The following is a 12,807-nucleotide window of genomic DNA, read 5'->3' as shown; positions in this document are numbered from 1 at the left end:
CCGGTGCGGAGAGCAGTCTCCGGGCCGGCCCCTTGTCGTACGGACGGCGCTCAGGCGGCCGTCATCACCTGCCCTGGCTGCGTCGGCCGGTGCGGCGCGATGATCTGCCCGTCCGGCAGCAGCTCGCCGGTGTCCTCGAAGAGCAGGACGCCGTTGCACAGCAGGCTCCAGCCCTGCTCCGGGTGATGCGCCACGAGACGCGCTGCTTCCCGGTCGGCGGAGTCGGAGGTCGGGCAGGCTGGCTGGTGCTGGCACATGGGTGGGTTCTTTCGCTGCGTTGTGGTGAGTGTCCTGCGGCTCGATGAGGTGTTCATGGCCGCCCCCCGTATCTGTCGGTCCGATCCCAGTGTTGCCCCACGGGCGTCAATCCGCAGGGATTTCGCGGCAGCTCTTCTTACTGCTTAATGACGTATCACCCGGGCGGACGGTTCAGCTCAACTCCACTGTCCTTTTGGGTGGTTCGGGGGGCCGGTCTGGACTAGTCCGGATGGGGCAGCGATGCGCCCCGCGACCGGGCGGTCACGGGGCGCAAGAGCGCCGTGCAGGCGGGCGGCTTTCGGGCGGGCGGTGGTCAGGCCGGGGAGCCGAGCAGTGGGGCCGACGTCAGCCGCAGGGTCATCACCGGCAGCAGATCGGCGACCCGGTGCGGCAGGTGGGCCGCGATTCCGGGCGGAGCGGGGGCGAGTGGCACCAGGAAGTCCGACGGCTCGGGTGTACCGGCCGAGGCGTCGGCGTCCGTATCCCCGTGCAGCCAGAGCGTGAGCATGTAGAGCTCGGGGATGGAGAGCAGGCGCGGCTGAAAGGGGGTCCTCATCGACTCCGCCTGGCGCAGTGCGCGTTCGGTGGAGGCTATGTAAGGCCCTTCGAAGAAGTGCGAGAAGGTCCAGCCGTCGGGGGTGAGCATCGTCTCCGCAGCGGCGACGGCTCGGTCGCCGCTGCGGATCAGGAAGCGCCAGCCCGTGAGCCGGGTGTACGGAGTGCCGTTGTTCGGCACGATCCGGTCCAGCACATGGACGGGGAGGGGGAGTTCGGGGCTCAGAGGTCCCTGGACGGACCTGAGGGCGGGTGTGCGGGCCTCGCGTACGGCTGTGGGGGAACTGAGTGCCGCGAGGACGCTGCGCAGGGCAGGCGCGGGGGCCGGGGGGACATGCAGCGGCATGGTGGGTCGCCTCTCGCTTCGGAGACACGTTGGAGCGTGGGCAGGTGCGGAGGGCACTGTCGGCGTGCGCGGCCGGAGGGGGCTGGAAAGGCTGCCGGGCGCCAACTCTCTGCCTCGTTCACGAAGTTTATACGACACGTGTTCACGCAGTGTTTCTGCTAGCCGTCGTGCGTATTTCTGGCAAGGCGGTATCAGGTCCTTTTCCTGCGGAGTATCTGCCGATTTTTCGAGAAGGCAGAGCTGCGGCCTGGGATTATGCCTGCGAAGCGGTAGGCCGAAACCAGTCGGTGTTTTTCACCAGGCAGTGGGCAGTGGAAACTGCGCCCTGCATCATGCCGCAGGAATGTGCCGCTCGAGTGCTCTGTTCACACTACCGGCCGCGGGCCGTCTGTGGGACGTTATGGATCAGTCAGTCTGGGCATTATCGTCCGTGACACGAGCGGCCGACGCCACGTGTGCCCACCCGAGGAGGGACCCTTCGATGGGGAAGAAGGTCGAGGCAGGCGGAGTGGACCTGTCCGATCGGCAAAAGTATCGGAGAAAGTTGCAGCAGTGCCTGGAGGGACTGGGACGGCTGCTGGCGGAGAAGAGGTTCGACCGCCCCAAAAATCTCATGGGACTCGAGATCGAGCTGAATCTCGCAGGTGCCGACGGTATGCCGCGGATGATGAATGCGGAGGTTCTCGAGCGAATCGCGAGCCAAGATTTCCAGACCGAGCTCGGAATGTTCAACCTGGAAGTGAACATCGTTCCTCACCGGCTCGGCGGGCGCGTTCTCGATCAGCTGGCCGAGGAGCTGCGCACCGGTCTTGGATATGCCCATCGCAAAGCCACCGAGATCGGCTCGGGGATCGTAATGATCGGAATTCTGCCGACCCTCACCCAGCAGGACCTGGTCTCCGCGAACCTGTCGGACGTTGATCGGTACATGCTGCTCAACGACCAGATCGTTGCGGCGCGCGGCGAGGACTTCATACTCGACATCGACGGCGTTGAGCGCCTGACCTGCACCTCGACGTCCATCGCACCCGAAGCCGCCTGTACTTCCGTGCAGTTGCACCTTCAGGTGACCCCGGGCCGGTTCGCGGATGTATGGAACGCGGCCCAGGCAGTGGCGGCGGTGCAGATCGCGGTGGGTGCCAATTCCCCCTTCCTGTTCGGCAAGGAGCTGTGGCGCGAGTCCCGGCCGCCCCTGTTCCAGCAGGCCACCGACACCCGCCCGCCAGAGCTCCAGGCCCAGGGCGTACGGCCGCGGACCTGGTTCGGCGAACGGTGGGTGGACTCGGCGTACGACCTCTTCGAGGAGAACCTGCGCTTCTTTCCCGCCCTGCTGCCGATCTGCGACGACGAGGATCCGCTGCGGGTCCTCGACGACGGCGGCGTACCGCGGCTGCAGGAACTCGTCCTGCACAACGGCACGGTCTACCGCTGGAACCGCCCGGTGTACGGAGTCGTCGACGGCGTCCCGCATCTGCGGGTGGAGAACCGCGTGCTGCCCGCCGGACCCACGGTCACCGATGTGGTCGCCAATGCCGCCTTCTACTACGGGCTGGTGCGCGCGCTCGCCGAGGAGTCCCGGCCGGTGTGGTCGCGGCTGCCCTTCGCCGCCGCGGCCGAGAACTTCGACACCGCGTGCCGCTACGGCATCGACGCCGAACTCCGGTGGCCGCGCCCGGGCCGGGCCGGTGGCATCACCCAGGTGCCCGCCGTCAAGCTCGTACGTGACGAACTGCTGCCGCTTGCCGCGGCCGGGCTCGACGCGTGGAACGTCGAGCCCGCGGACCGCGACCTCTATCTGGGAGTCATCGAGGAGCGGTGCAGGCGACGGGTGAACGGGGCCTCGTGGCAGGCGGAGACCTACCATCGCGCGCTGGAGGCCGGACTGGAGAGGGATGCGGCACTCGCGGCGACCACCCGCCGCTACTGCGAGCTGATGCAGGAAGGCGAGCCGGTGCACACGTGGCCGGTCGGTTTCCCCGGCCCCGGCCGTCACTCCTGAGCGGTCCGCCCCGTCTGCTGCGTCTGCCCGATCGCCATGATTGCCTTCAGGATCACCGCCTGGATTTCTGCCGGGTCGCTGACCTGGTACCCCGCGCCGCGCGTAGCCCTGGCGATCTCGTCGGCCTCTTTCCGGTCGGCGTCGGGGCCCACGGCGATGGCGATCAGCGGCACCGGGCGCTCCGGGTCCCCGAGCTTCTTGAGCCGGGAGATCAGCTCGTCGCGGGAGATGCTGAACCGGTCCTGGTCGGAGCCGTCTGTGAGGATGACCACGGCGTTGAACTTGCCCTTCACATAGGTGGCCTGCGCCTCCTTGAAGGCCGCCAGCGTCGTGTCGTACAGACCGGTCGCGCCGTCCGGCACGGGAGCGAGCCTGCCGAAGGCGGCCGACAGCTGTGCGCGCTGGGTGCCGCCGCCCTTCGCGGGGCCGCCGAGCCGGGCCGTTTCCACCAGCTCGCGGTAGTCGCGCGAGCCGTCCAGGCCCGTCGCGAACTCCCACAGCCCGATCTCGTCCTCGGACGTGAACTGCCCGAGCCCCTCGAGCAGCGACTCCTTGGTGACATCCAGCCGGCTCTGCGGTTCACGGCCCGGCACGGGCTGCTGCATGGATCCCGAGACATCGACGACCGTGGTCAGCCGGGCGTTCTGTACGGTGATCGTCCACATGCCGAGCGTCTCCTGGAGGGTGTCCGGAGACAGTGGTTCGGCCGGGGCCGCGGTCGTGGCGTACGGCTGGGGCGCGCGCCCTCCCGCGGTGCGTACGAGGGATTCCCCGACGGGGCCGTCGGCCGGGCGGAAGCCGTGGGCGGACAGGGTGCGCCGGGACTGTGTGTCGGCAAGGAGCGCCATGAAGCGGGTGGCCGCCCGGCTCTCGTCGGTGCTGAGCTCGGTCTCGTCGACCAGGTGGTACGGGTAGTCCAGCTGTGGCGCGCCGTCCTTGGGGTAGAAGAGCGCAAGGTCGCGGCCACTGCCGTCGGCGGCGGAGTTGTGGGCGAAGGCCGCCTGCTCGGAGAGGAACACCGCCTGGTTGCGCCGGGCGTCGTCGTCGCCGTCCTTGCTGTTGCCGCCGCCCTTGCCGCCCTTGCCGCCGTCCTCCGCCTCGCCCTTGCCCGGCTCGTCCGGCGCCAGCGTGCGCACGACCTGAGAATCCGCCTCGGACACCCGCTGCGACAGCAGTTTGGCGGTGGCCGCGACCCTGGTGTCGGCCTCGGGGCCCTCCTTCCGCGCGGACTGCGAGACGCTGGTGAGCGCGAGCAGCCCGGTGGCGCTGCGGGCGGGGTCGGCGGTGCCCAGGCGCACCGAGTCCGTCTCGGTGGCGGCCGCCGTCAGCTGCGCCCAGGTGTACGTCTTCTTCGGCCAGCCCAGTGTGCTGCCCGCCGAGGGCACCGTGGCCAGGGCCACGCGCGTCGTCGCGACATTGCCGGCCGGTGTCAGGGGCACTCCGTCCCCCAGGTCCTGCACACGCTCGGCCCAGACGGCCGAATCGGGCAGCCACACCTCGTACTCGGGCTTGCCGGCGTCGACTGCCAGCTCCTGTGCGACCTTGTGGTTCTCGCGGGCCACGACGCGTACGTCCATGCACTGGCCGTCGGAGGTGATCTGCTCCTCACGGGCCCGCACGGCGGCTTCGCGCACGGCCGGGGCGATGTCGGGGGAGGCGATCAGATCCAGGCGTACGGCGGAGTCCTCGCACGAGCCGGTGAAGGACAGCAGGCCATTCTGCGCGGCGATGCCCGTCCCTGCCGCCACGGCGAGGACGAGTGTCGTGGCGATGGCGATCGTGCGACGGCGTACGCGCGGGCGGGACCTGCCTCCGTCCGTCGCGTCGTCGTCGGGCAAGCTGTGACGTCCCATGCGGTAGTGCCCCTCCTTGAACGATGAACAAGGAAAAGGGGACTGCGTCATCTTGATGACGCTCGTCCCCGGCCTGTCGCGCGCGATGTTCGTACCTGTATTCGAGACCCTAGCGGGGCGAGGATGGGGATGAGACGCGATTACTCAACTGGAGGCAGGTGTGCAGGCGAAGGCGGGAGGCGTGGCTGATTCTCTTCCTCAAGAGGGCATGTCACGAGAGATCTTGCGGTGCGAGACGCTTCTGGTGCTCGCCCTCTCGCTGGGCGCGAGCGGAGTGTCGGCGCTGATCAGCTTTGTCGGATCAGTGACGAAACCGGGGGGTTTGAAGGACCAGGCGGCAACGCTGAACGGGTCGTACGCCCCCGGCCGGCCGTGGCTTGATCTCGCCTGGCAGCTCTTCGGGATCACGACGGCGCTGGTGCCTGTCGCGCTCGTCGCGTATCTGCTGCTGAGGGAGGGTGTGGGGCTGCGGGCGATCGGATTCGACCGGACCAGGCCGTGGCCGGATCTGGGGCGGGGCGTGCTCGTTGCGGCGGGTATCGGCAGCGCCGGACTCGCGTTCTATCTCGTGGCGCGCGCCGCCGGGTTCAACCTCACCGTGGTGCCCGAAGCGCTGCCCGATGTGTGGTGGAAGTACCCGGTGCTCATCCTCTCGGCGATCCAGAACTCCGTGGTGGAGGAAGTGATCGTCGTCGGGTATCTGCTGCGCAGACTCGGGCAGTTGGGGTGGACGCCGATGGCGGCGCTGGTGGCGAGTTCGGTGCTGCGCGGCTCGTACCACCTCTATCAGGGCATCGGCGGCTTCATCGGCAACATGGTGATGGGTGTGGTGTTCGTACTGCTCTACCGGCGGTGGGGGCGGGTGGGGCCGCTGGTGGCGGCGCATGCGCTGCTCGACATCGTCGCCTTCGTCGGGTACGGGCTGCTCGCCGGGAAGGTGGGGTGGCTGCCCACACCGTGACCGGGGCGGGCGGTGCCGGAGTGTGCCGCGGGCGCACGGTGAAGGACATGGGGCGTACGGCGGGTGCCGTACGCCCCGAGGTGTGTCCGGGGGCGGATCAGGGCGCGGCGAGCAGCTCGCCGTCGAGGACGGTCACGGCACGGCCGGTCAGCAGAGTGCGCTCACCCCGCAGGGCGGTGTGGACCAGGCCGGTGCGGGCGGAGGCCTGGAGACCTGTCAGTTCGTCGCGGCCCAGGCGTGCGGACCAGAAAGGGGCGAGGGCGGTGTGTGCGCTGCCCGTCACCGGGTCCTCGTCGATGCCGACCCCGGGGAAGAAGCAGCGCGAGACGAAGTCGTAGGCGCCGGAAGGGTTCTCGGCGACGGCGGTGGCGATGATGCCGCGTTCGGAGTGCGCCACGAGGGCGGAGAGGTCCGGCGTCAGCTCCCGTACGGCTCGCTCGTCGGGCAGCTCGAGGACCAGATCGCCGATGTGGGGGCCTGTGTCGTGGGCCGACAGGACCTTCGCGCCCAGAGCCTCGGCCACACCGTCCGGGACCTCGACCGGGGTGAGCGGGGACGTGGGGAAGTCGAGCGTGAGCGTGCCGTCCTCGTCTGCGGTGGCGGACAGGGTGCCGCAGCGCGCGGCGAAGCGCACCGTGCCGCTCGCGGTCCCCGTCGTGTGCAGCACATGGGCGGTGGCGAGGGTGGCATGGCCGCACATGCCGACCTCGGTGGTCGGCGTGAACCAGCGCAGCGCCCAGTCGGCCTCGCCGCCGGCGGGCAGCGGGTGGGCGAAGGCGGTCTCCGAGAGGTTCACCTCCGCCGCCACCTGCTGGAGCCAGGAATCGGCGGGGAAGCCGTCGCGGTCCAGCAGAAGGACTCCCGCGGGGTTTCCGGTGAAGGGGCGGTCAGTGAAGGCGTCGACGATTCGAATCCGCATGGAGTGACCGTAGAGCCCGGTCAAAGCCGCAGGCCAAGGCCAATCCGGGGTTGCTGACCTGTCTCAGCGAAGATTCCGCGAATCTCAGCGAAGTTGCTGAAGCGCTCGTTAGTCTCACCGAAGGTTGAGGATCCGCTCGGCCTGCCGGGTTGGGGGTGCGGTGGAGGCGCTGTCGCGTGCGTACGGCGATGAAGCGTTAACAGCGTTTGAGCTGGACTTTCTCAGTAACGGCGAGCGTCGCAAGCACGCTCTGGGGGCGAGTTGGCAGGTTCCGTTCGAGGCAGTCGAACCTGTCCGACCGTTTCGCTGGGACAAGGGAACGCCGGGTTTCGCAGGCTGGTACTACTCGACGACCGTACGGGATCACGTGGGCTATGAGTCCTGGCTCGAGCGAGACCGGTTGATCCTGCTCGATAAAGATCCGCAGGTCAGGGCGATATCTTCGCAGCCCTTCTGGCTGCACTGGCATGACGGCAAACGGCGGCGCCGTCATGCTCCCGACTACTTTGTCCGGCTGGCTACGGGCCAGGCTCGGATTGTGGATGTCCGCGCCGAGGACGACATGGACGAGGACACACGGGAGTCCTTCGCAGTGACTCAGCGGGCCTGCGCGGCGGTGGGCTGGGAGTTCGAGTGGGCGGGCCGTCCGCAGCCGATTCTCATGGCTAACGTTCGGTGGCTGGCGCGGTATCGCCGGGCACGCTGCGGTCGACCGGAGGCGGTAGTCGAGCGACTCCTGGAGGTCTTCAGCGAGCCGAGGCGCCTGTGGGATGGTGCTGCGCTGGTCGGCGACCGGATCCAGGTCTTGCCGGTGCTGTTCCACCTGTTGTGGTTGGGGAAGCTGAAGGTGGATCTCTCGGGAGGGCTGCTGAAGACCGGAAGCCTGGTCTGGGCGAAGGGGCGGCGGCAATGGACCGGCTGAGGCGTCCGCCGATTCTGACAGTTGGCGAGCGGGTTCGGTTTGACGGGCAGGTCCGCGGAGTGCTCGAAGTGACCGCGCAGGCCGCAGTCCTGGAGGACGCGGAGGCTCCGCATCGCGTGGTGGCTCTGCTTGAGCTGTTCGCGGCGGAGGACTTCGAGGTCTTGTTCCGACCGGAGCAGATGCCGTTGCCTGCCTCATCCGGCTTGGACCTGCTGCCTGCCGCGGCGGTCAAGCAGGCTCTGTGGTGGGAGGGCCACATTCTGGAAGTCGTACATGGACTCCCGCCGGACGCGGAGCCCGGCGCGACGCCACGCGAGGAATACGGGGCGGGCACGTCGTTGGCCGCACGGGACGAGGCCAAGGCGGCCGAGCTGTCCCGGTCCGGTCGCCTGGTGACGGCCCACACGGTCGCCCGGCTGCGTCGCCGCTACCTCAAGGAAGGGGTTGCCGGGCTGGCAGATCGCCGGGCGGCCCGCAAGCGACCGGAGTTCGGGGCGGTGGACACCAGAGTGGTCGAGGCGATGCGCCAGGCCATCGAGGAAGGTGCCGACCCCTCCACTCGGACCGCGTCTTACCTGATCTGGCGGACGAAAGAGATCCTCACGCACACCGAGGACGAAGACGAGACGGAGACCGAAGACGAGGCCGAGGACGGACAAGCGGAGCCCAAGTGGCCTTCCCGGGCCACGCTCTACCGGTTGGTGGAGAAACTGACGGCGGGTACTCACGCCCTGGGCTCGGCGGTGACGCGCCGTTCGAAGGCTCATACGGCGGGCACGACCTTGGGAGAGCTGACGGTCACCGCTCCGGGTGAGGTCATGCAGATCGACTCCACTCCGCTGGACGTGATGGTTCGCCTCGACAACGGGGTGGTCGGCAAAGTCGAGCTCACAGGCATGATCGATGTCGCGACCCGGACCCCGACGGCGCTTGTCCTGCGGCCGTCGACGAAGTCCGTCGATGCCAGTGTGCTGCTGGCGCGGACCGTCACGCCCGAGTTGATGCGGCCGGGCTGGGTGGACGCGCTCAAGATGTCCCGCTCTGTGCTGCCTCACCGCCGACTGCTGACACTGGATGAGCGTCTGGAGCACGCGGCTGCCAAGCCGGTGATCGTCCCGGAGATGATCGTCTGCGATCACGGAAAGGCGTTCATCTCGCACAACTTCCGGGCATCGTGCAGGTTTCTGGAGATCGATTTCCAGCCGACCCACAAGGGCTCGCCCTTCGAGAAGGGCCACATCGAGAAGATGCTGGGCTCGGTTGCCACGATGTTCGTGCAGTTCCTCCCCGGATACACCGGCCGTAACACTGACCGTCGCGGCCGGCACCCGGAGAAGGAAAACCTGTGGTCACTGCCCGAGTTGCAGGATCTCCTCGACGAGTGGGTGGTCGCCAAGTGGCAGAACCGCCCTCATGACGGACTGCGAGACCCCGACCACCCGGGGCGGCTGTTCACTCCGAACCAGAAGTATGCCGCGCTGGTGGAGTCCAGTGGCTATGTCCCGGTCGCGCTCAGCGCAGACGACTACACCGAGCTTCTGCCCGCTGCCTGGCGGGTCGTCAACTCCTACGGTATTCGCATCAACAACCGCACCTACGATGCTCCGGGACTCGGGCCCATGCGTCGGCGCGATTCAGGTGTCACGGCCAAGCGGGGGCTCTGGGAGGTCCATCGCGACCCCTACGACGTCTCTCGTGTCTGGGTACGCAACCACCGCGGTGAAGGCGAGTGGATCCAGGCCACGTGGAAGTACTTGAACCGGGCGCCTGTTCCCTTCGGCGATCTCGCCTGGGACCACGTCAGTCACCAGCTTCCCAAGGCCACCGAGGAAGAACTCGCCGAGGCCGTGGCCGCTTTGCTGACCCGTGCGAACGCCGGACCGGATCCGGCCGAGCCCGGCCAGAAGAGGAAGAAGAACAGGCCCTCCAAGCGTGACCGCCAAGTGGTGGCCCGGACCAAGGTGACGGCTCCTGCCCCTGCCGTCCTTCCCGAGCCGCAGCCCGCAGACGCGTCAGCCGCCGAGGAATCCGTGGACGAGGAAGAGATGGCTGAGGTGATCCCACTGGGACTCTTCGACCCGCTTGAGGACCCTTGGAGACGTTCGTGACCATGCCGCTGTCCGGCCAAGCCAGCGACGACTTCGGCCGGCATCTGACCACCCTGCTTGGATGGCGCTCGTTTATCGCGACCTTCCTGAGCCAGCCGATGGTCATCATGAGCGAGAGCGAGTACGAGGCGCTCGTCGAGGCGGCCGAGTCCGATCCGCTGGCGAAAGAGAAGAAGAATACGTACGACGACGATCGGCTGAACCATCACGCGCGCCTGCAAGTGATCGCCACGTCCACGGTCCGGCACACCGTGACCTGCGGACGTCGCCTGATCATCCTGAACCGGGGCGCGATCAGTGCCCGCCGCGGACTTCTCGTCTCAGGGCCTGCGAACACCGGCAAGACGATCGCTCTCACCCAACTCGGCTTGGCCCACGAACTCGTGGACCGGCGCCGACACCCAGGCCAGGACGAGCGCATTCCGGTCATCTACATCACCGTTCCGCCGGCCGCGACGCCTCGCATGATCGCAGCCGAGTTCGCTCGTTTCCTCGGCCTCCCCGTCACCCGCAGCCTGAACATCACCGACTTGACCGAGGCCGTGGTCGGCGTCTGCACCACCGCCCGCACCGGCCTCGTCCTGGTCGACGAGATCCACAACATCTCCCTGCACACGCGGCACGGAGCCGAGGCATCCGACACCCTCAAGTACTTCTCCGAGCGCATCCCGGCGACGTTCGCCTATGCAGGAATCGACGTCGAGTCCGGAGGCCTCCTCTCCGGCACCCGCGGTGACCAGATCGCAGGGCGCTTCACCCCCGTGGCCACCCACCCGTTCCCCTACAACAAGGAATGGAAGGGACTGGTCGCGCAGATGGAGGAAACCCTCCTCCTGCACCGGCACAAGCGCGGCACGTTGGCCCGCCTCGATCGCTTCCTCAACACCCGGACCGGCGGCATGATCGGCACCCTCGCCCACCAGATCCGCGGGGCTGCCGTCGATGCCATCCTGACTGGCAGCGAGAAGATTACCAAGAGCGGGTTGTTGGCCGTCGACCTGGACATCGCCTCGGGACGTGACCGCCCGAACAACCCGCCAACGGCGGGCAATCGGTGGTGACAGCGCCTGTCGAGGTCGGCCTGCAGCTTGTTCCACTCCCCTTTCAGGTCCGGCCGAAGGCGGGAGAGGGAGGTCCCACTTTCATCAGACGCCTCGCGCAAGCCAACCATCTCCCGTCGCCCTACCTGCGGAAGTTCCTCAACGAACCACCTGGCCCCCGCGGCACACCGTCCTGGGACCGCCTTGCTGCCGTCACCGGTCGTGACCCCGACTTCCTGCGAACAACACTCGAGACGAAGAAGTGCGTTGAATGCGGCACGGACATTCCGCCCAGCAATGCCTTCGGCCGACGGGCGATCCTCTGTTCCATGCGCTGCAGGACCCGGGCCCACCGCCGGAGGCAAACCACGGAGGCCTGCCGCATCTGTCAGAAGCCGATGAAGATCCAGATCGGACAACGCCACCGGCTCTGTTCATCGGCATGCCGTCGCTCTGCCTACCTCCTTCGCCAGCAGGGAGGCGCTTCCTCGACGGCATCCAGCGCTGACGATGATCCTGCCCACCAAGCAGGCCGTCGCTGCATAGCCTGCGAAAAGCCTCTGCCTCCAGGCTCTCGATCGCACCGCCAGACGTGCTCAGCGGCCTGCCGACAGCACGCCCGCCGATGGAGCCGTCTCACTTCACCCGAACAGTTCCTCCGCCCGCCGGCCGAGACCTGTGAGTTCTGCCAGGACCCTCTCCCGAAGGCAAACTCCAGTGTCGGCCAGCGTCGCTGGTGCTCATACCTCTGCGGGCAACGAGCCCGCCGCGGAGTCGACCCAGCCCCCTACAGGATCCGGACCTGCGAACACTGTCAGGAGCCCATCGAGAGGGATGAGTCCGGAAGGGCCCGTCGGTGGTGCTCAAGGAGCTGCCGCGAGAAGGCCCAACGGCGCCGACACAAGGCCGCGGCCGCCGGAAGCCAGTCCGCCGGCACCGGCACGACGAAGGCCAGGACAGGGCAGTCAGCAGAAGTGTCGGAACGCGTGAAGATTACATTCGGTAACGCGGTGCTGACGCTGGCCCGCGCCGACCACACCGACTGACGTCGGCGCGGCACGGCGCAGAAGCGCGACTGGTCTCAGGCCATGCGCCCGGTGTGACGCAGGACAACGGCGATGACGGAGGCGAGCCGCACGAAGAGGTAGTCCCTCGCGTCATCGGAGGGCGGCGGCGTCTTCGCCAGCTCATGATGCCGAATCGTGAAGTTGTTGCCGACCTGCGTGAGCAGGTGGAACTCATCCGACAGCAGCTTGCGGAACGGCTCGGAGCTCAATGCGGCATCTTCGATCAGCTTCGGACCTGCCACCGCCTTGTTGTTGCCCTCCAGCGTCTTGAGCCGTTCGAAGGCATCCCAGAGCTTCTCCACCGCGTCCTGCCGGTCGGCCGGCTTCCGGGACAGGAAGCGCCCCATGGCGTCATCCAACAGGCCGTCGAGCCTGGCGTCTCCCGTCGAAGGCCTGAACTCGGACACCAGCAGGCGCGCCTCAACGGGCCCGAGCCGTTGGACCTGCATGGTGTCGCTGACGATGTACGCGATGCCGTTCCGCTCGAAGATCTCGTTGACCTTGTCCCGGAGCTCAGCCTCGCCCGGGGACAGCTTGCGGTCAGAAAACGGGTCCGGGCCGTCCCCGTGCCGGAACGTGTAGTCGGTGTGGTTGCCGCCCCAAGGGTGGTTGGTGGCGTCGATCGGTTTGTCGATGTAGCGGGCGACGAACTCGATGAGGTCCAGCACGGAGGCGGTGTCGGGCATCGAGTACGGGTCGAGCGGAGATCGCTCTAGTTCAAGCCCGTCCGGCTGCGGAGTCACGGCCAGATCAGGGATGTGCCCCGTGATGGCGCGGAG

10 protein-coding genes are annotated in these 12,807 nt (G+C 67.8%); 5 read left to right on the top strand and 5 right to left on the bottom strand.

All coding sequences use genetic code 11. The annotated features are described in order from the left end of the window. Positions 1–50: 50 nt before the first annotated feature. A complete protein-coding gene (locus OG883_RS17405) occupies positions 51–257 on the bottom strand; it encodes a DUF5999 family protein (protein ID WP_323180929.1) in 207 nt (68 codons plus the stop codon). A 314-nt stretch (positions 258–571) separates the two neighbouring features. After that, positions 572–1,159 (bottom strand): hypothetical protein, encoded by a 588-nt coding sequence (locus tag OG883_RS17400; RefSeq protein ID WP_266541792.1) that lies wholly within the window; start codon positions 1,157–1,159, stop codon positions 572–574. A 481-nt stretch (positions 1,160–1,640) separates the two neighbouring features. Between OG883_RS17400 and OG883_RS17395 the strand changes: the two genes are divergently transcribed. After that, positions 1,641–3,158, top strand: a complete 1,518-nt coding sequence (locus tag OG883_RS17395; RefSeq protein WP_266541790.1) for a glutamate-cysteine ligase family protein — start codon at positions 1,641–1,643, stop codon at positions 3,156–3,158. Here the strand turns inward: OG883_RS17395 and OG883_RS17390 are convergent. Beyond that, positions 3,149–5,011, bottom strand: coding sequence for a substrate-binding domain-containing protein (locus tag OG883_RS17390; RefSeq protein ID WP_266541787.1), 1,863 nt, complete (start codon positions 5,009–5,011; stop codon positions 3,149–3,151). The two genes, OG883_RS17395 and OG883_RS17390, sit on opposite strands and share 10 nt — an antisense overlap. A gap of 160 nt (positions 5,012–5,171) precedes the next feature. Here OG883_RS17390 and OG883_RS17385 point away from each other — a divergent pair, with 160 nt between their 5' ends. Then, positions 5,172–5,972 (top strand): CPBP family intramembrane glutamic endopeptidase, encoded by an 801-nt coding sequence (locus OG883_RS17385; protein WP_266541784.1) that lies wholly within the window; start codon positions 5,172–5,174, stop codon positions 5,970–5,972. 97 nt (positions 5,973–6,069) lie between these two features. Here OG883_RS17385 and OG883_RS17380 read toward each other — a convergent pair whose 3' ends face one another. Then, entirely contained in the window at positions 6,070–6,891 is an 822-nt protein-coding gene (locus OG883_RS17380; protein ID WP_266541781.1) for a PhzF family phenazine biosynthesis protein, read from the bottom strand. 160 nt (positions 6,892–7,051) lie between these two features. On the opposite strand from OG883_RS17380, the gene OG883_RS17375 reads away from it, so the two are divergent. Genes OG883_RS17375 through OG883_RS17365 form a run of 3 tightly spaced genes read left to right on the top strand, consistent with a single transcriptional unit; the run spans position 7,052 to position 10,982 of the window. Beyond that, the gene (locus OG883_RS17375) at positions 7,052–7,813 is read left to right on the top strand and encodes a TnsA-like heteromeric transposase endonuclease subunit (RefSeq protein ID WP_266541778.1); all 762 of its coding nucleotides are present in this window, start codon (positions 7,052–7,054) and stop codon (positions 7,811–7,813) included. Further along, positions 7,801–9,921 (top strand): Mu transposase C-terminal domain-containing protein, encoded by a 2,121-nt coding sequence (locus tag OG883_RS17370; protein WP_266541776.1) that lies wholly within the window; start codon positions 7,801–7,803, stop codon positions 9,919–9,921. Before OG883_RS17375 ends, OG883_RS17370 begins: the two co-directional genes overlap by 13 nt. Positions 9,922–9,923: 2 nt before the next feature. Next, on the top strand, positions 9,924–10,982 hold the full coding sequence (locus OG883_RS17365) for a TniB family NTP-binding protein (RefSeq protein WP_266549124.1): 1,059 nt from the start codon (positions 9,924–9,926) through the stop codon (positions 10,980–10,982). A 1,060-nt stretch (positions 10,983–12,042) separates the two neighbouring features. Here the strand turns inward: OG883_RS17365 and OG883_RS17360 are convergent. Then, the coding region (locus OG883_RS17360) for a hypothetical protein (protein ID WP_266541773.1) at positions 12,043–12,807 on the bottom strand (765 nt) is incomplete at its 5' end.

It is taken from the genome of Streptomyces sp. NBC_01142 (assembly GCF_026341125.1).
Classification (GTDB): Bacteria; Actinomycetota; Actinomycetes; order Streptomycetales; family Streptomycetaceae; genus Streptomyces.
The sequence above is the reverse complement of the archived record's forward strand: the minus strand, read 5'-3'. Positions and strand labels throughout refer to the sequence as shown.

Coding starts and splice junctions, on each gene's coding strand:
- OG883_RS17405 (WP_323180929.1), bottom strand. CDS start 257: ATGTGCCAGCACCAGCCAGCCTGCCCGACCTCCGACTCCGCCGACCGG.
- OG883_RS17400 (WP_266541792.1), bottom strand. CDS start 1,159: ATGCCGCTGCATGTCCCCCCGGCCCCCGCGCCTGCCCTGCGCAGCGTC.
- OG883_RS17395 (WP_266541790.1), top strand. CDS start 1,641: ATGGGGAAGAAGGTCGAGGCAGGCGGAGTGGACCTGTCCGATCGGCAA.
- OG883_RS17390 (WP_266541787.1), bottom strand. CDS start 5,011: ATGGGACGTCACAGCTTGCCCGACGACGACGCGACGGACGGAGGCAGG.
- OG883_RS17380 (WP_266541781.1), bottom strand. CDS start 6,891: ATGCGGATTCGAATCGTCGACGCCTTCACTGACCGCCCCTTCACCGGA.
- OG883_RS17370 (WP_266541776.1), top strand. CDS start 7,801: ATGGACCGGCTGAGGCGTCCGCCGATTCTGACAGTTGGCGAGCGGGTT.
- OG883_RS17365 (WP_266549124.1), top strand. CDS start 9,924: ATGCCGCTGTCCGGCCAAGCCAGCGACGACTTCGGCCGGCATCTGACC.